Here is a 17241-nt window from a genome sequence, read left to right as displayed (position 1 = left end):
ATGGTGGGGCGGGATCAGGAGCGTGATGGTACAGATGCCTACAGGGACGGGGAAGACACACTTGCTCGCTTCGGTCATATCCGACCGGATGATGGCTGATGATACAGCAAGCGTTTGGATTGTTGCGCACCGCCGCGAGTTGGTGGAGCAGATAGAGGAGACGGTCGCACGTTACGGCATATCCAAAGATGACGGAAGGGTGAAGGTGATGTCCATCCAGTGGCTGTCAAAGCATTGGGAGGATGTGAGGGACGAAAGGCCGGGTCTGATTGTGATAGATGAAGCGCACCATGCGCTTGCCGGGACTTACAGGGATTTGTGGCTGCGCTATCCGGATGCGAAGAAGTTGGGCATGACTGCCACCCCGTGCCGGTTGAACGGCAAGGGGTTCACTGACTTGTTTGGCACGCTTATCACATCGGATAGCATAGCGGACTTTATCCGGCAAGGATGGCTTTCCGCCTTTGATTATGTATCCATACGTCCGGACAGCGAAGACCAACGGTTGATAAACGGACTGGAAAGACGGGGAGCGGACGGTGATTTCCAGGTGAAGGAGATGGACACCGTGCTGAACAGGCGACCAAGTATCGAAAGGCTATATGGGAGCGTAAGGCAATATGCCGATGGCAAGAAGGGCATCGTGTACGCCATCAGCATCAGTCACGCACGGAACATCTCCGGATATTACAATCAATACGGGATGAACACAGTCGCCATTGACAGCAAGACACCCGCAAACGAACGGAAACGGCTTGTCGAAAGCTTCAGGCAGGGCAAGATACAGGTTCTTGTCAATGTGGACATATTCAGCGAGGGCTTTGACTGCCCTGACGTGGAGTTTATCCAGTTGGCACGGCCGACACTGTCGTTGCCCAAGTACCTGCAACAGGTGGGGCGCGGACTGCGCAAGACGGAAGGCAAGGAAAGCTGCATGATAATCGACAATGTGGGGCTTTACCGCCTGTTCGGTCTGCCGATAGCCCACCGTGACTGGCAGGCGATGTTCGAGGGACGGCTTGCCGGAAAAGGTTATCCAGACACAAATACGAGTCCGGTGGCATACATGGCCCTATCGCAGGGAACAGATAAAGATAAAACAGCAGAAACAGACGGACAACTGGAAACCATCGTGTCGCACGGGCTGTTGTTGGATTACCTGCAAAGTGGCAAGCCTTTGCCGGAGAACGGTTCACTACAACCTGAAAAGCTGAGACCGTTCAAGGACAGAGCAAGCGGCCTGTATGGCTTGAAGCGCGGCAACAAGATAACGTCCACGGCACGATACCATAACGTCCTTGACACGGATGAGGGGCTTGCCACCGTGTGTTTTGACAACGGGCAAACGGGCATCGTGGACGAATCCGGCAACGTCAGGATGTGGTTGGGACGTTACCGAAGCGCAAAATTCATGAAAGGCAAGATCCTTGCACTTACAGGCAATAACGGCCGGAAGACATACTTGGATTTGCTCAGTGGCCAAATATGCGATAAACAGCCGAGGATACGGCAGTTCGGACCTGTACAAATGCTTGAAGCGGACGGTATGTATTACAGCCGGACAAAGGAACTGTACAAAACCAGGAAAGTCTCCGGATGTCATATTTTTCATGCCACAAGTTTCTGTCTTCTTGTCTATGATTATTATGCCGCTCCCGTATGCCGTCAAGTCAACGAAGACGATGCCCGTTGGGGGCATGACTGTGTGTGCCTGCTTGCAAATGATTATGACACCTATTACCGTTATTGCGGCATGCTGTCTGGCGGAAGTATTGTCATCGTGGACAATGTCGGCAAGTATTACATTGTGGAGGAAGGCAGGGGCAAGAAATACATCGCTTGTGAAAATCCCAAGACGGTGGGCGAGGACTTTGACGTGGTGATACCCCGCCTGAAAGCCGAAGCGGCAAGACGGACGGATATGATGGTGGCCGAGGAACGGCGGGCAAACGAACGGAAGCGCATGGCACGTCTGGAGGGAATGAAAGCTGCCGTGCCGTTCAAGTCCGGCATGAGATGGGGATTGAGGCAGGGGGAGAAGGTGGTAGTCCCTCCCGTTTACAGGAACATCCTGCCCCCCGTCGGCTACTATTGCGCCGTTGAGGTCAGTCCGTGCCGGTGGGGCATCATCATGCTGGATGGAAAGGTCGTGGTGGAGGCCGGTTACTCAAAGGTGGTGATAAATGGTGACGGAACTGCAAGGCTGACCGTCTTCCCGGGAAAAGAGAAAGTCGTTGAATTAGGCACCTGACAAGGTAGGAATTATCCGCATATAAACAATCATACACAAAAATGCCGCAAACTGCCCTCCGAATATTTTTGGACTGTTTGCGGCATTTTTGTGTGCCAACTTATAGGCTCTGGCCATATGGCTCTTTTATTCGATGAGTTTCGTGGCCCGGTGCTCTTCTTTTGCCGGTTGCTCAAAAGCGTCACGTGCTCCGGTGAAGATTTCCTCTACGCGGTCTACCGTCTTGCGACGGAACTTGGCGGAACCCCACAACAGTTTGTTTTTGGCTTTGTTGAGGGCGTTGGCATCATTGATCCACTCTTCTGCCTTGTAGGTACGGCCATTATACCCGTCCAAATCTTCCTCATAATAGTAACTGATTTGCGTCAGTTCCATGTGGCACTTCCCGTCGGAGCATTTTATGGTGAGCAAATAACGGAAACGCGTGCGGTCCAAGACGAAAGGTTTCTTCTTGAATATCATCCATTCTTCGAAACGTCCGACCAACGTACCGGTAGAAGCTTCTTCCATAGCCATTTTGGTACCTTTCATTTGCTGTTCCCCTTTCATTAAACGGTTGAGGTAAGCCTTCATCACGTCGTATATCTGCTGTTTGTTTTTGCCTTCTACGGCAAAGGTCTGTTGGAACAGCACTTGTCCGTTCACTTCTGGTACGGCACCGACCAGGTATTTGCTGTCGTCTCTTTTTGATTTTGCGCAAACCAACATCGGTACGCATAATAGCAATAATAGAATTTTTCTCATGGGTTCAATCTTTTTTGAAGTTCTGCGCAAATTTAATAAAAGAAAAGCAATATCGGGCAGACTGTCCTTTTGTTTTAGTCATTTTTGTACCTTTTATAAGAGATACTTGTTCAAGTAGGCCGTAATATCTGTTTTATAGGTGTCTGAAATGGGGATGCGGGTTTTGCCGAAAATGATTTGCCCCTTATCCAATGTTTTCACTTTGTTCATCTGTACGATGTAAGAGCGGTGGACGCGCATGAATCGGGGAGACGGCAGGCGTTCCTCCATGCTTTTCATGCTGATGAGTGTCAGGACAGGACGGGGGGCGTTTTCCGTATAGATTTTCAAGTAGTCTTTCAGTCCTTCGATGTAGAGTATGTCTTCCAACCGGATTTGAACGAGTTTATAGTCCGATTTTACGTAAATAAAGTCCTCTTCATGGGAAGGATTTGCCTGATGTTTCAATTCAAACCATTCCAAAGCTTTACGGGAAGCTGTCAGGAACTCATTGTAGTTGATAGGCTTGAGCAGGTAATCCAAAGCATTGACTTTGAAACCGTCCAATGCATACTGGTCGAAAGCCGTGGTAAAGACGATACGGGTGTCTTGGGGGAGCATCCGGGATAGTTCCAAGCCGTTGAGGTCGGGCATCTGTATGTCCAAAAACAATAAGTCGATGTTCCTGAAGTTTGTGTCATTCAACGCCATGACGGCACTGTTGTGTTTGCCGCATAGCTCCAAAAAAGGAGTTTTGCGGACATAGCTTTCCATCAGTTCCAATGCCAGCGGTTCATCATCTATGATTACGCATTTAAGAGTCATTTTGTAGTGGTGTGTATCGTTAATATTGATTTGTAGACCGTGGCGTTCTCATCACAACCTTTGGTCCATTCATATTTGCCGGGATAAATCAGGTCCAGGCGTTTTTGAACTTGTTCCAGGCCGATGCCGCTGCCGCTGATGTCGTTCCTTTGCTTGGGAAAATAAGAATTTTCGATAGAGCAACTTAAGCTGTCTGGACCGGAACTGTAGATTTTGATGTGGATAAAGCTCGGCTTGACCGGGCTGATGCCGTGTTTGAAGGCATTTTCAAATAAGGATATGAAGATAAGCGGAGCTACCCGAATCGCGTTTTCGCTTGGAATATCGATATGGAATTGCAAGTCCACATTGGGCAACAATCTGATTTTCATCAGTGCCACATAGTTTTTCAGAAATTCCAGTTCACGGTCCAACGGGATGAAATCCTGATTGTTGTCGTAAAGCAGATGACGCAACAACCGGCTGAGATCCTGTACTGCCTGTTGTGCCTTGTCGGCATCGAAGGCAATCAGGGCATAGATGTTGTTCAGGGTGTTGAGCAGGAAGTGCGGATTAATCTGGTTGTGCAGGTTTTTCAATTCGGCTTCAATCCGTTTCAGTTCGGCCTTTTGCCTGCCCAATTCAGCTTCGTGCCATTTTTTGCTCATACGGATGGTGGCGGCCACTGCAGCTATCAGGCCGAACAGGATGAAATCCCTGATTCGGAATGACAGGAATGTCCACATCCACAAGCTGTCGTTTGGAGGTGGGGGAAGGGGAATGTGGAAATAGACATTACCCAGTCTGAACCAAAAATGGGTGAAAAAGAGCATGCCTGCACATAAAATGACGTTGAGCAGGACGTATATCTTGTTCTTTTTGTTGAAGACCAACCGGGGCACCAACCATATATAATTAATGTAGAACACCAATGTCATGGCTATGGGGTTTCCCATCATGCGGAAAATCTCTTCTTCGTCCAACCGCTCATTGGTGTGCCCTATGAGCATTGGGGGAAGGCCGAAAAGGAACACCCATACAAAAAGATGTATGAGCAGTTCCTGGGGATATTTATGATTAATGTTCCATTTCATACCGAACTATTCATACCGGATGGCTTCGATAGGATCCATGTTGGCGGCCTTCTTGGCCGGGTACCAACCGAAGAAAATCCCGATAAACGTGCAGACACCGAAACTCATCACGATGCTCCACCATTGGATGAAAATGGGCATGTTGGCGGCAAATTTGATGGCATAAGCGGCTCCTATACCTAATATGACACCAATCAAGCCTCCCGCGATACTCAGTATGGCGGCTTCGATGAGGAACTGGCTCAGTATGTCTATGCCGCGTGCCCCCACAGACATGCGAAGCCCGATTTCCTTGGTCCGTTCCGTGACGGACACGTACATGATGTTCATGATGCCTATACCTCCGACAATCAGTGAGATGCCGGCCACGCTACCTAATAAGATCGTCAACAAGTCCATCGTGGAATTCATCATGGAGGAGATTTCCTCTTGGCTTCGGATGGTGAAGTCGTCCACGTCGGCTTCCGTGGTTTCCGTTTCTTCTTTTAAATTATGGTTTTTGCGTAAGATTTCGGTGATTTCCTCGATCGCCATATCCGTGGCATCTTCGGTAACGGCGGAACAGTTGATGCCTTGAAGGTAAGTCACCGCCAGGATACGTTTCATGACTGTGGTGTAGGGGGCGAGCGCCATGTCGTCTTGGTCCATTCCCCAGGAGTTATAACCTTTGGACTTCAGTACGCCGACCACACGAAACGGGATGGAATTGAACCGCACCACACGTCCGATAGGGCTGCTTCCGTCGGGGAACAGGTTATCCACTACGGTCTGTCCCAACACGCATACCTTGGCGGCCGTTTTGATGTCCTGTTCCGTAAAGAACTCACCGTCTGCCACTTTGCGTTGCTGTATGGTGAGGTAATCTTCGTTGACCCCGTATATGCTAGACGGGGCGTTGTTGTTCCCGTAAATGAACTGTCCGGCACTGTTGACTGACGGACTGACGGCTGTCAGGTATTTTGCTTCATTGCGTATGCTTTCGTAGTCTTCCAGTTTCAGGGTCTGCATTTCGTCTGCATCCAGACGCACGCCGCCACGCATATCCGCTCCCGGGTGTATCATGATCATGTTCGAACCCATTTCCGAGATTTGTTTGCGGATGCTGCGTTTCGAACCTTGGCCGATGGCCAGCATGGCAATAACCGAGGCCACGCCGATGATGATGCCAAGGGCGGTCAGGAAAGAGCGTAGCTTATTGGAAGCAATGGCCTTGAGGGCTATTTTGAAAAGATTGGTAGTATTCATGTATTCCTTTGTTTAATCGTCCTGCGGAAGTGGAAGCTGTGCCAAAGCCTCTGCCGCAGACAGTATGTTGGAGTTCAGGGTGTCTTCCCGTATCAATCCGTCGCGCAATGTGATATTGCGGCTGCTGTATTGGGCTATCTCTGGGTTGTGTGTCACGAAAATGATGGTACGTCCCATGGCATGAAGTTGTTGGAACAATACCAGGATTTCGAAAGAGGTACGTGTATCCAGATTACCGGTCGCCTCGTCGGCCAAGAGTACGGCCGGGTCGTTGACTAAGGCCCGGGCGATGGCCACACGCTGCATTTGTCCGCCCGACATCTGGTTGGACTTGTGGTAGAGGCGGTTACCGAGGCCTACCATTTCGAGTGCCTTGACTGCCCGTTCCTTTCTTTCTTTGGCAGAGACGGATGAATTGTACATAAGTGGAAGTTCCACGTTTTCTACTGCTGTTGTCTTGGGGAGCAAGTTATAGTTCTGGAATACAAAACCGATTTTGCGGTTGCGCAGGACTGCCCGTTCCCGGCGCTTCATGGTGCGGACGTGTACGCCGTCCAATATATATTCTCCCGAAGTGGGCGTATCCAAACAACCTAATTGGTTCAGCAACGTGGACTTGCCGGAACCGGACGTTCCCATGATGGTGACAAACTCCCCTTCGTGAATCTTGAACGACACTCCCCGCAGGGCATGTACCACTTCATCGCCCACGATAAAGTTCCGTTTCACATTCTGTAGCTCTATGACTACTTTTTTCTGTTCGTTTCCTTCCATGATAATGGACTTTTACCCGGGTTATTTCTTTTCTTTCTTTTTGGGACGTGGCATGAACGGGTTGGTTTCTTCTTCCTGCGGCTCTTCCGGTGCCTTTATTTCCGTCATGGACATTACGACTTGCGTTCCTTGCTTGATGCCTCCCAGGATTTCGGTCCGGATTCCGTCTGTCGCTCCTATGTTTACCTTGTGGGCCGTCAGTGTATTTCCTTCGCGCGTCCAAAGCTTGTTCTTGCCGTCCGTGTCTACGATTTTATACGTTTTGCCCAATACTTCTTTGGTCGGGGTGAAACGTAAGGCTTTGGCTTTTACACTCAGTACATTTGTACGTTCCAGTGTGCTGACCGATACGTTGGCTGTCAGTCCGGGTTTCAGTTTGAGGTCGTTGTTCGGTGCGGAAATGACGACTTCGTAAGTGATGACATTGTCTGTCTCCGTGGCTTCTTGTCTGACTTGTGTCACTTGCCCGTGGAAAGTGTCGTTGGGGTATGCGTCTACGGTAAACGTGACGTTTTGCCCTTCTTTTACATTCCCGATATCTGCTTCGTCGATGTCGGCAATGACACGCATGTCGGTCAAGTCTTTGGCGATGGTGAAAAGGGTAGGTGTCTCGAAACTGGCCGCCACGGTCTGTCCTTCTTCCACTTCCTTGCTTAACACGATACCGTCGATGGGAGACGTGATGGTGGCATAGCCTATATTAGTCTCGGCCTTCTTCACGCTTTCTTTCGTGGTGTTGTAAGTTTCCAAAGCCTTGCGGTAATCCAGATAGGCCACTTCGTAATCATTACGGCTTACGAGACCCTTTTCGTTCAGCGTTTTATAGCGTTTATAATTGGCCGTCTGGTAATCCAGTTCGCTTTTGGCACTTGCCAGATTGGCCCGGGCACTGTTCAATTCACTGTTGAGGGTCGTTTTGTCCAATTCCGCGATGACTTGCCCTTTTTTCACGAGGCTGTTATAGTCCACATATATGTTGCTGATGATACCGGAGACCTGTGTACCGACTTCTACTTCCGTTACAGGTTCGATGGTTCCTGTGGCGGTCACGCTGTTACGGATGGTATCCGGTTGCACGTCAGTCATTTCAAACTCCACGGGCACACTCTTCTTGGGCCATGCGATTATGGCAATGACTGCTGCGATGGCAACAATGGCAACCGTGATGATAATCTTCTTTTTTTTCATATGGCGTCTGTTCTGTTTTTAAAGGTTGATACTTTCTCCTTGGTAGAATTTGAGGAGTTGGATATGGAGCAGGGTATTGTATTTGCTTTGCAGGCGGTCTTGTTGCGCGCTCATCAGCTCGTCCCGTCCGTTCATGAGTTCCACGATGTTTTTCAGGCCGTTTTTGAACTGCTCGTCCAACAGCTCGTAGCTAGTCTGGGCACTTTTTAGTTTGGCGTTGGCTGCTACATATTTCTGTTGGTTGCTGTATGCGTTGAGCCAATACTCTTCTACGGTACTGTATAGTTTCTTCTGTTGGTCCTGCAATTGTAGTTCGCTGTCCATTTTGTTCAGCTTGGCTTTTTGCACGTTGGTTTTGTTTCGTTTGTTGTCGAAAATAGGTATGGACAGTGTCACACCGGCCGAGGCGCTCAGGTTCTGTCTCATTTGTTCCCCTGCCGATTCACGGCTGCCGGAATAGTGGCTGTCGCCGATACCGGCTGTCAACGAGATGGAGGGGTAATATCCGGCTTTGGCAATGTCGATGTCCAAATCGGCGGCATCGATGCCCAACCGGCTGCTTTGGATTTCCGGGCGCAGGTTTAATGCTTTCTGGTACACTTCGTTGACACTGGGGATAAGTTGCATCGTTGCTTCATCATTTGTTCCTATACCTGAGATGTCGAACTTACGGTCGTCCGTGATTTCCAACAGTTCTTTCAATTGCCGTTTGTAGTTGTCGATTTGGGTCTGGGTAGCCACGCAGTCGTATTGTGCACTGGCGGCTTGTGCCTCCAACTGAGCCAGGTCGGCTTTGGAGATTTGCCCTTGCTCATACATCTCCTTTCCGCGTCCAAACTGGCTCTTTGCGGTTTCTTCCATGGCTTTGTTTACGTCCAAGGCATCCTTCGAATAGAGGATTTGCACGTACAACTGGGCTATCTGTTCTTGGATGCTGTTGGCTGTGGCCTGTGTGGCCAAGGCCGAGATTTGGTTTTGTAGCTTTTGTGCCTTGATGTTTTTGCGGTTGGCTCCTCCGTCCCATACGGTCCACGATGCGTTGAGGCCATAGTTACCGTTTTCCGTCAATTTGTTAGAGGAACTGTTGGCGATGCCATTGGCTACGATACTGGTCTCGGACTTTTGCAGCGGCCGGTAGTCTATGGCTTGTGTGGTACTGAAAGACAAGCTGGGGAACAGTTCGGCCTTCTTTTGAAGCAGGTCGGCAGCACCCTGTTCTTCCGTAATTTTGTTTTGCTTTAATTGAATGTTATGGGCGATGGCATAGTCGATGCATTCTTGCAGTGACCATCGGGTCGAGTCTTGTCCGGCGACGGCCAGAGCCTGAAACAGGCACGCGGCATACATCAAATAATTCTTGTAACTCATGAAGTTCATCTTTTTAACTGTACAAAAGTACAAAGAATAAAGATGGGGAGGAAATAAATTGTACTATGAGGGATTTTTTTTCGACTGAATCGCTGAATATGTCTACTAAAAAGAGTATATTTGAAATTTGAAAGAAAACTATAAAACGTGATAGGATTATGTTCTCAGGAATTGTAGAAGAATGTGCCCGGGTCACCGGGATTATGAAAGAGCAGGAAAATGTGCATTTTACTTTGCAATGCTCTTTTGTGGACGAACTGAAGATAGACCAAAGCGTGGCCCATAACGGCGTGTGCCTTACGGTGGTCCGCATTCAGGACGGGTGTTATACGGTGACGGCGATGAAGGAGACGCTCGAACGTTCGAATCTCGGGCTTTTGAAAGTGGGCGACGAGGTGAATGTGGAACGTTCCATGATGATGAACGGGCGGTTGGACGGGCATATCGTACAGGGGCATGTGGACTGTACGGCCGAGTGTGTGTCGGTCGAAGATGCCGAAGGCAGTTATGTCTATACTTTCCGCCATGCTTTTGATGCCGGAATGGTGAAGAGGGGCTATTTTTGTGTGGATAAAGGTTCGGTGACGGTCAACGGTGTCAGTCTCACGGTATGCCATCCCACAAAAGACACTTTTCAGGTTTGCATAATTCCTTATACGTATGAGCATACCAATTTCCATTCTTTGAAACCGGGTTCAGTGGTCAACCTCGAGTTCGACATCATCGGCAAGTATCTGAGCCGCATGACGGGTCTGCTCAATGAATAGGAAGGGGCGGCTTTTGCTTTGTATTGGCCGTAAAAGCCCTATGAACCCATTCTCGCTCAGATATCTTTGAGCAGGATGGGTTTCTCCTTATTTATATATCGCGCACGTAGTTCACGTATGTTTTCCCATTCCGTATTGTTCCGGTGGATGGCTGCCGGAGTGAATTTGTCGCCATAATTGTCTATTCGTTCCAACAGCAGGTTTACAGTCAGATGGTTGATGTCTTCGGCCGGGGCAAAGCGCACGGCGGCATCTTCGTTCGTCCCGTCGAGAACCAACAGGTGCATCCGGCTCAGTTCGTGGGTCAGGCGGCCGACCACTCCTGACGGGAGGTTCGTTTCTACCGAAAGCCCTTTCGCGGTGTAGCCCTCCATACCTTTTTCAAACCGTTTGCACACTTTCGACATGATGAGGATGAGCAGCACGTCGTGGTAGCTGCGGCTTATCTTATGGATGTCTTTGATGTAGTAGTAACTTCTCAGGTTTTGGTTGGCATAAGAAAGTTGGGCACCGAAAAGGCAGATAATCCATGAGAAATTGACCCACAGCATGAACATGGGCAAGGCTGCGAACGACCCGTAAATGGCATTGTAGCTGGACACCCATATCTGGGAATGGATGTAGAAATATTGAAGGAACTGGAACGCCGTACCGGCGATGAAACCCGGAAGGACGGCATTCCGGAAACGGATGTCCGTATTGGGCATGTACATGTAGAGGGCTGTGAAGAGCAGGCCGCTCAAGGCGTATGGGGACAGTTTGATGAGAATCTTCACCGTAGTGCTGAGCACCATGAAATTCGGATAGTCTTGTGCGATGGTAGCCAGGAATATGGAAAGGCCGCTGCTGATGATGATCAGGATGGGCAGAAGAAGGAAGACGCTGATATAGTCCGTTATCTGGCGGTAAATGGAGCGTTGGTTTTTCACGTTCCAAATGCTGTTCAGGGCGATTTCGATGTTGGCGGTCAGTTGGACGACGGTGTACAACAATAAAAGCAGGCCGAAACCGATGAAGATGCCGCTTTGCGTATGCTCAAGGTATGAATTGATGAAATTCAGCACCATGTCGGCAAACTGTTGGTTGACGCTCAGGTTGCTTTTGATTTTCTCTTCGATGATGGAACCGTATCCCAATCCCCGGCCGATGGCAAAAATGATGGCCAAGATGGGGACGGTGGCCAGTATGGTGGAGTAGGTCAGGGCCGAAGCATGGCTGTTCAGGTGCTTGGACAGGTAGCATTCAGACGTGAGCACTAATTTGCGGAGGGCGTTGAATGCGTATTTTTTGACCGGTGGAAACTTTTCTTCATTGATGAACCATATTTTGTGCGTGAAGAAGAATTCCAGTTGATGCATGTTGAACGGCATAGGCTTTTCATGTTAAAAGGTGATGAAAAAAGAAAAAGCAGTCGGCCTGTAAGCCGGGTTCTGTGCCTCGTATGAAACGAAGTGCTTGCCATTTATCCAGACCTTACGTCACCGCAAGGCTCTATCGTTCTACCCTCCGGCTCGGGCGGGCCGCCCTCTCTTGTGGCGCCGGTATACGCGAACTTTCAACTTCCAGAATGCACGGCCCGGATGTCGCCATCCGGCCGGTGGGCTCTTACCCCGCCTTCTCACCCTTACCGTCCTTGCGGACGGCGGTTCTTTTCTTCTGCACGCTCTAACCCTCACGGATTACTTCCCGTTAAGAAGTGGAATGCCCTGTGTTGCCCGGACTTTCCTCTCCCGGCCTGAGCCGGCAGCGGCAAGCCGGCCCACTGCTTTGATGTCACAAAAGTACTTCTTTTTTTCGAGCTGACAAAATTCAGGTCAACGAATGTAAAAATGTCAGTGTCCGATTTTAATCGCTGTTAATGGGAAAGAATTCTCTGTTAAAAGATAGCAAAAAGGAAACTGAAAGGATACATTACAAGTCCTTTGGCGTTACTTTTGTGCAAGTTTATGACGAAAAGAATCATTTAGTATGAACAATATGACAACAGAAACAATGAAAGAGACAACAAGAAAGGTATTGGGAACAGCCGCCCTTTTCATAGGCAGCTTTTGTGTGATGGGATGCGTGGAGACACCGGTCAAGGCACAGCCTTCGGCCGCCCCCTCCGGCTTGGTGGATTTGACCCAGGCTGCGGAGACGTCCGTCAACGCAGTGGTATACATCAAGGTGACGACGAACAGTAAGACGAAGACCGTGGACGTACAGGATCCGTTCTCCGACTTCTTCGGTGATTTCTTCGGATTCGGGGGCGGAGGCCGCCAACAGCGGCAAATACAGACCCCGAAGCGTGAAGGTTCTGGTTCGGGAGTGATTATTTCTTCCGACGGTTATATCGTGACCAACAACCACGTGGTGAGCGAGGCGGACGAATTGTTGGTGAAGCTGAACGACAACCGCGAGTTCAAGGGGCGCATTATCGGTACGGACGAGCAGACCGATTTGGCCTTGATTAAAATCGAGGGCAAGAATTTCCCGACCCTGCCTATCGGCAATTCCGATGATTTGAAGTTGGGAGAGTGGGTCTTGGCCGTGGGTAATCCCTTCAACCTGACTTCCACGGTGACGGCAGGTATCGTCAGTGCGAAAGCACGTTCGATGGGTGCCAATTCCATAGAAAGCTTCATCCAGACGGATGCCGCCATCAACCGTGGTAATTCCGGTGGCGCGTTGGTCAATGCACGTGGAGAGTTGGTGGGCATCAATGCGATGATTTATTCCCAGACGGGTTCTTATACGGGTTATGGTTTTGCCATCCCGACGACCATCATGAACAAGGTCGTGGCCGACCTGAAGGAATTCGGCGTCGTGCAGCGTGCCCAATTAGGTGTGATGGGTAATGATGTGACCCGGTACATCGATGACGAGAAGTCCAAGGGCAACGAGGTGGACTTGGGTACGGTAAACGGTGTTTATGTGGCCGAAGTTCAGGACAACTCCACTGCTTCCGAGGCCGGGTTGCGCAAGGGCGACGTGGTCATTGCTGTCAACGGTAAGGATGTAAAGAAGATGGCCGAGTTGCAGGAAGCCATCAGTACGATGCGTCCGGGAGACAAGGTGAAAATCACTTATATGCGTAACAAGAAGAAAGACACCGTGACAGCTGTGTTGCGCAACGCGCAAGGCAACACCAAGGTGTTGGAGCAAATGGATATGGACCAGTTCGGGGCAGCCTTGAAGCCTTTGGACAGCGAGACTAAACGCCAGTTGAACTTGCCGAACGGTTTGGAGGTCGTAGCCGTGAAGAAAGGTAAAATGGCGGATGCCGGAGTAGAGAAAGGTTGGATTATCCTGCAAGTGAATGACAGGCCTATGAACACGATGGAAGATTTTGAAGAGGCTGTAAAAGAAGCCAACCGTTCTTCCGACCGTATCCTGTGGATTCGTGCCGTGACGCAAAGCGGACGGTTGAGAAGCGCAGTGGTGGAATTGGATGAGAAATAAACGGTGACGGGCTGACAGGCCTGGTTTGAAAGTCTGCCATCCTATACAGAAGAACATAAGGACAAAAGATGTTTGCGTCAGCAAGGAAACATCTGTCCTTATGTTCTTCTGTCTTGTTTTTATCTTTTTGACAATATGTCAACCAGCCTTTCGCGAGATTCGGCTATTCGTGAGCCGTGGCGGAAGTGTACGGAAATACGCGAATCTCGTGCATTGTGACGGGAGTAACGTGTAAGCGTTTCATGGCTTCTTTGTGGCATGATGCCGGGACGAAAGGCCACTCTTGCCGCAAGCGGAGAAGGAGAGTGTAAGTTCGGAGCGTGTCCGGCCTGTCGTTTTGACATCTTTCTTTTGGCGACGGGAACGTGCCAAATAGAGAAAAAACGGGCTTCAAAAGCCTGTCCGGACTTCGTTTTCAGGAAGGTTTTCGGCTAATAAGCGGAGGCTGTCTCCAAAATCTGCGGAGAAAAAAATTGTTTTCTCAGCCGAATGATTTTTCGTTCGCCTGAGATTGACGCGTGTTTTGGATTAAAAAAACAAAATAACGGGCTTGAAGTGTAAAAAGATGTATTTGATTTAATTCTAAAATGTGCGGAACACGTGGTTTTTCATCCCGGAAAGATGGATAAGGACTTTCGTTTTGTCAGTAAAAATGTGTAGAGGATGGCAGGATGATAGTTTTGTCTCTGCCACGTCAAAGACTTGCGAAAATCCGGAGTGAAGAATGTAAGAGAGAAACCGGTTGCTGCGGCTTGATGTTTTATATACCTTTGTAGGTCACTTTATAAATAGGTAGTTATGAGGAAGATCGGTAAGATGGTATCGGGGGCGGCTGTGCTGTTGATGTTGGCGGCGGCATGCGGGGGAAAGAAAGGGCGTGGCGCGGATGTTCCGGTAGGGGAGAATCGTGATGTAGAGGTGGTAGACATCGACAAGGCCAAACAAGAGGATGCGTTGCTGTATTCTTCCATATTGGAAGAGCCGGACGTGATAGTATTGGAAATCTGTCCGGAATGTATTATTCAGGACGTTTCTGCCATAGATATATATGAAGGCAATATCTATATTTTGGATGATAAAGTCCCGGCCTTGTACGTATTCCAGCGAGACGGCTCTTTCCTAAGGCAGATAGGACACCAAGGCCGGGGGCACGGGGAATATTGGGAACTTTCAGATTTTTCCATAGACCGTGAAAACGGCGTTATTTATCTGTGGGACGATGCTTTGGATATGGCTCATAAATACGACCTTCGTACCAATGGGTACATCTCTTCCATAAAAACGAAACGGAACGGATATAGGAGTTATAGCATGCTGTATCTTGGCGGAAAACTGTACGTGGACCGTACGTCTTTGGATGCAGATTCTGAAAATTACCTGTTGAAAGAAATAGATGGGAAGACTGGAACGCAAATAGCTTCCTGCCTGAAGGCCGACGATTACAACCGGGGGTGGAATTTTCCTTTGAGATTACCTTTTAGTTTCTTTTACTCTAAAAATACGGATGCGCCTAAGTATGTGGAATTGTTTTCCGATACGATTATGGCTGTCACAAAAGAGGGAATCAAGCCGTATTGTGTAGTGAAAAGTGAGGATTTTGTTTCAAAGAAACGGATGAAAAAACTCATCAGTGACTGCGGCCCGGGGGAAGAGTTTAATTATAATGTCTCCGATTTGCATGAGGAGGATTGTATATTCTGCATTTCGCGTTTTGTGGAGTTGGACGGAATGGTCTCATTTCAATATAGGAAAGGAGACGAAATCATGTATTTACTTCACGATGTAAAGACGAAAGAGACTTGGGTTGCGCCATCCTTTAAGGACGACTATCTCTTCGAGAACAACAATATTCCCTTGGACATGTGTTACAGCGATGAAGAAGGCGTCCTGTCCGTCCTGCGCGTAGATTTTATTCCCTATTTTATTGAGGACGTTATCGACAAAGGACACCTGAATCCGAAAATAGACGAGTATGAAAAACTGATGGGGATAAAGGGAGATTCCAATCCGGTGTTGTTCTTTCACAAGTACAAATCAAGGAGCAAATGAACGTGTCACGGTGCTCCGGGACGGACAGAAGGTCGGGTTTCGGGCTTGGTTAAAGCGTAAATCCGGGCAGGCCGATTAATATTTATGCAAATATTTACGGCCTAATCCGGATTTTTTTGGTAACTTTGTGCGTTTAATATGTAGTAGGAGAATGAGACAGTTAAAGATTACCAAAAGTATCACCAATCGTGAGAGCGCTTCGCTTGACAAGTATTTGCAGGAAATCGGCCGTGAGGACCTGATTACAGTGGAAGAAGAAGTGGAATTGGCACAGCGCATTCGCAAAGGTGATCGTGTAGCACTCGAAAAACTGACACGTGCCAATCTGCGTTTCGTGGTTTCAGTGGCCAAACAGTATCAGAACCAAGGGCTGAGTTTGCCGGATTTGATTAATGAGGGCAACTTAGGCTTGATAAAAGCTGCTGAGAAGTTCGACGAAACCCGTGGATTCAAGTTCATCAGTTATGCGGTGTGGTGGATTCGCCAGTCCATTCTTCAGGCTTTGGCGGAGCAGAGCCGTATCGTACGTTTGCCCTTGAACCAGGTTGGTTCGTTGAATAAGATAAGTAAGGCATTCAGCAAGTTCGAGCAGGAGAATGAGCGCCGTCCGAGTCCGGAGGAACTTGCCGACGAGTTGGAGATTCCGGTAGACAAGATTTCCGATACCTTGAAAGTGAGCGGACGCCATATTTCGGTGGATGCCCCGTTTGTGGAAGGAGAAGACAACAGTTTGTTGGACGTATTGGTCAATGACGATTCTCCGATGGCGGACCGTACGTTGGTCAACGAATCTCTTGCGCGTGAGATTGACCGTGCGTTGTCCACGCTTTCCGAACGCGAAAAAGAGATTATCCAGATGTTTTTCGGTATCAACCACCAGGAAATGACGTTGGAGGAAATCGGGGACAAGTTCAACCTTACGCGCGAGCGCGTGCGCCAAATTAAGGAAAAGGCCATCCGGCGTTTGCGTCAGAACACCAAGAGTAAATTATTGAAGTCTTATCTCGGCTGATGCCGTGCGGAAAAGGTGGAATGATGAACTTTAACTTTAAATATTGGGGGGTATTGGCCTGTGTGTTGGGATACGTAGGGATGTCTCTGTCTGCAAAGGTGGAACGGGCTACGGTGTATATCTTCGGATTTTCGGCTTCTTTCACGGATTCTGTGGTATATATTACAGACATCCAACAATTGGACAGCGCTTATATCGAGACGAAGTACGATTTTCTGATGGACCGTGCGGTATACAGTGACCAGTTGCAGACCTATCTGGAAGCGGTAAAGCAAATGCCGAATTCTACGTGTGCAGTATTTTTCCATACGAAAAAGAGCAAGCTGATGGAAGAATATGATAAGATAAGGAAGCAGTATGGCAGCGACGGAAGCGTGATGCTGAAAGAGTTGACAGACGGAAGCTTCAAGTTCCAATCGCCTGTTTACGAGCCGCCGGTCAAAGCTGTGCCGGAGTCCGCCGAACCCAAGGCGACGAAAAAGGAAAAGCGTCGTAAGGCTTCTAAGGACAAGCCCGAAAAATAGA

General features: G+C 48.9%; 14 protein-coding genes and 1 other RNA gene. 6 read left to right on the top strand and 9 right to left on the bottom strand.

The window, feature by feature from the left end; translation table 11 throughout:
* The coding region (locus HMPREF9442_RS03500; RefSeq protein ID WP_008625458.1) for a DEAD/DEAH box helicase at positions 1-2251 on the top strand (2251 nt) is incomplete at its 5' end.
* A gap of 126 nt (positions 2252-2377) precedes the next feature.
* Here HMPREF9442_RS03500 and HMPREF9442_RS03495 read toward each other — a convergent pair.
* The 7 genes from HMPREF9442_RS03495 to HMPREF9442_RS03465 form a co-directional block, all read right to left on the bottom strand.
* Positions 2378-2995: a DUF4468 domain-containing protein gene (locus HMPREF9442_RS03495; RefSeq protein WP_253271007.1), complete on the bottom strand. Its 618-nt coding sequence runs from the start codon at positions 2993-2995 to the stop codon at positions 2378-2380.
* 93 nt (positions 2996-3088) lie between these two features.
* A complete protein-coding gene (locus HMPREF9442_RS03490; protein WP_008625453.1) occupies positions 3089-3799 on the bottom strand; it encodes a LytR/AlgR family response regulator transcription factor in 711 nt (236 codons plus the stop codon).
* The gene (locus HMPREF9442_RS03485) at positions 3796-4872 is read right to left on the bottom strand and encodes a sensor histidine kinase (protein ID WP_008625452.1); all 1077 of its coding nucleotides are present in this window, start codon (positions 4870-4872) and stop codon (positions 3796-3798) included. The genes HMPREF9442_RS03490 and HMPREF9442_RS03485 overlap by 4 nt, the downstream gene beginning before the upstream one ends.
* Before the next feature lie 6 nt (positions 4873-4878).
* On the bottom strand, positions 4879-6117 hold the full coding sequence (locus tag HMPREF9442_RS03480) for an ABC transporter permease (RefSeq protein WP_008625444.1): 1239 nt from the start codon (positions 6115-6117) through the stop codon (positions 4879-4881).
* Between the two features lie 12 nt (positions 6118-6129).
* Positions 6130-6891 carry an ABC transporter ATP-binding protein gene (locus tag HMPREF9442_RS03475; protein WP_008625442.1) on the bottom strand — a complete coding sequence of 254 codons (762 nt, stop codon included), beginning with the start codon at positions 6889-6891 and terminating at the stop codon, positions 6130-6132.
* 21 nt (positions 6892-6912) lie between these two features.
* Positions 6913-8079, bottom strand: a complete 1167-nt coding sequence (locus HMPREF9442_RS03470; RefSeq protein WP_008625440.1) for an efflux RND transporter periplasmic adaptor subunit — start codon at positions 8077-8079, stop codon at positions 6913-6915.
* An 18-nt stretch (positions 8080-8097) separates the two neighbouring features.
* On the bottom strand, positions 8098-9447 hold the full coding sequence (locus HMPREF9442_RS03465; protein WP_253271006.1) for a TolC family protein: 1350 nt from the start codon (positions 9445-9447) through the stop codon (positions 8098-8100).
* 158 nt (positions 9448-9605) lie between these two features.
* Here HMPREF9442_RS03465 and HMPREF9442_RS03460 point away from each other — a divergent pair, with 158 nt between their 5' ends.
* On the top strand, positions 9606-10214 hold the full coding sequence (locus HMPREF9442_RS03460; protein ID WP_008625437.1) for a riboflavin synthase: 609 nt from the start codon (positions 9606-9608) through the stop codon (positions 10212-10214).
* Between the two features lie 56 nt (positions 10215-10270).
* Here HMPREF9442_RS03460 and HMPREF9442_RS03455 read toward each other — a convergent pair whose 3' ends face one another.
* The gene (locus tag HMPREF9442_RS03455; RefSeq protein ID WP_008625427.1) at positions 10271-11584 is read right to left on the bottom strand and encodes a YihY/virulence factor BrkB family protein; all 1314 of its coding nucleotides are present in this window, start codon (positions 11582-11584) and stop codon (positions 10271-10273) included.
* Between the two features lie 33 nt (positions 11585-11617).
* Positions 11618-11980, bottom strand: an RNA gene (gene rnpB, locus HMPREF9442_RS15295) — RNase P RNA component class A.
* Positions 11981-12182: 202 nt separating this feature from the next.
* On the opposite strand from rnpB, the gene HMPREF9442_RS03450 reads away from it, so the two are divergent.
* The 4 genes from HMPREF9442_RS03450 to HMPREF9442_RS03435 all read left to right on the top strand — a co-directional run bounded on the left by HMPREF9442_RS03450 (position 12183) and on the right by HMPREF9442_RS03435 (position 17240).
* Positions 12183-13655: a Do family serine endopeptidase gene (locus HMPREF9442_RS03450; protein WP_008625420.1), complete on the top strand. Its 1473-nt coding sequence runs from the start codon at positions 12183-12185 to the stop codon at positions 13653-13655.
* Between the two features lie 798 nt (positions 13656-14453).
* Entirely contained in the window at positions 14454-15704 is a 1251-nt protein-coding gene (locus tag HMPREF9442_RS03445; RefSeq protein WP_008625414.1) for a DUF4934 domain-containing protein, read from the top strand.
* A 151-nt stretch (positions 15705-15855) separates the two neighbouring features.
* A complete protein-coding gene (locus HMPREF9442_RS03440) occupies positions 15856-16716 on the top strand; it encodes a sigma-70 family RNA polymerase sigma factor (RefSeq protein WP_008625412.1) in 861 nt (286 codons plus the stop codon).
* A gap of 20 nt (positions 16717-16736) precedes the next feature.
* On the top strand, positions 16737-17240 hold the full coding sequence (locus HMPREF9442_RS03435) for a hypothetical protein (protein ID WP_232038319.1): 504 nt from the start codon (positions 16737-16739) through the stop codon (positions 17238-17240).
* The last annotated feature ends 1 nt before the right edge of the window (position 17241 follow it).

Origin of the sequence: Paraprevotella xylaniphila YIT 11841 (assembly GCF_000205165.1) — a bacterium.
Classification (GTDB): domain Bacteria; phylum Bacteroidota; class Bacteroidia; order Bacteroidales; family Bacteroidaceae; genus Paraprevotella; species Paraprevotella xylaniphila.
Note: the sequence above shows the minus strand (reverse complement) of the source record. Positions and strands in the feature narration are given on the sequence as shown.

Bases quoted from the DNA above. Each gene is read 5' to 3' on its own strand.
- HMPREF9442_RS03470 (WP_008625440.1), bottom strand. From the start codon at position 8,079: ATGAAAAAAAAGAAGATTATCATCACGGTTGCCATTGTTGCCATCGCA.
- HMPREF9442_RS03450 (WP_008625420.1), top strand. From the start codon at position 12,183: ATGAACAATATGACAACAGAAACAATGAAAGAGACAACAAGAAAGGTA.
- HMPREF9442_RS03480 (WP_008625444.1), bottom strand. From the start codon at position 6,117: ATGAATACTACCAATCTTTTCAAAATAGCCCTCAAGGCCATTGCTTCC.
- HMPREF9442_RS03475 (WP_008625442.1), bottom strand. From the start codon at position 6,891: ATGGAAGGAAACGAACAGAAAAAAGTAGTCATAGAGCTACAGAATGTG.
- HMPREF9442_RS03465 (WP_253271006.1), bottom strand. From the start codon at position 9,447: ATGAGTTACAAGAATTATTTGATGTATGCCGCGTGCCTGTTTCAGGCT.
- HMPREF9442_RS03460 (WP_008625437.1), top strand. From the start codon at position 9,606: ATGTTCTCAGGAATTGTAGAAGAATGTGCCCGGGTCACCGGGATTATG.
- HMPREF9442_RS03495 (WP_253271007.1), bottom strand. From the start codon at position 2,995: ATGAGAAAAATTCTATTATTGCTATTATGCGTACCGATGTTGGTTTGC.
- HMPREF9442_RS03485 (WP_008625452.1), bottom strand. From the start codon at position 4,872: ATGAAATGGAACATTAATCATAAATATCCCCAGGAACTGCTCATACAT.
- HMPREF9442_RS03440 (WP_008625412.1), top strand. From the start codon at position 15,856: ATGAGACAGTTAAAGATTACCAAAAGTATCACCAATCGTGAGAGCGCT.
- HMPREF9442_RS03455 (WP_008625427.1), bottom strand. From the start codon at position 11,584: ATGCCGTTCAACATGCATCAACTGGAATTCTTCTTCACGCACAAAATA.
- HMPREF9442_RS03445 (WP_008625414.1), top strand. From the start codon at position 14,454: ATGAGGAAGATCGGTAAGATGGTATCGGGGGCGGCTGTGCTGTTGATG.
- HMPREF9442_RS03490 (WP_008625453.1), bottom strand. From the start codon at position 3,799: ATGACTCTTAAATGCGTAATCATAGATGATGAACCGCTGGCATTGGAA.
- HMPREF9442_RS03435 (WP_232038319.1), top strand. From the start codon at position 16,737: ATGATGAACTTTAACTTTAAATATTGGGGGGTATTGGCCTGTGTGTTG.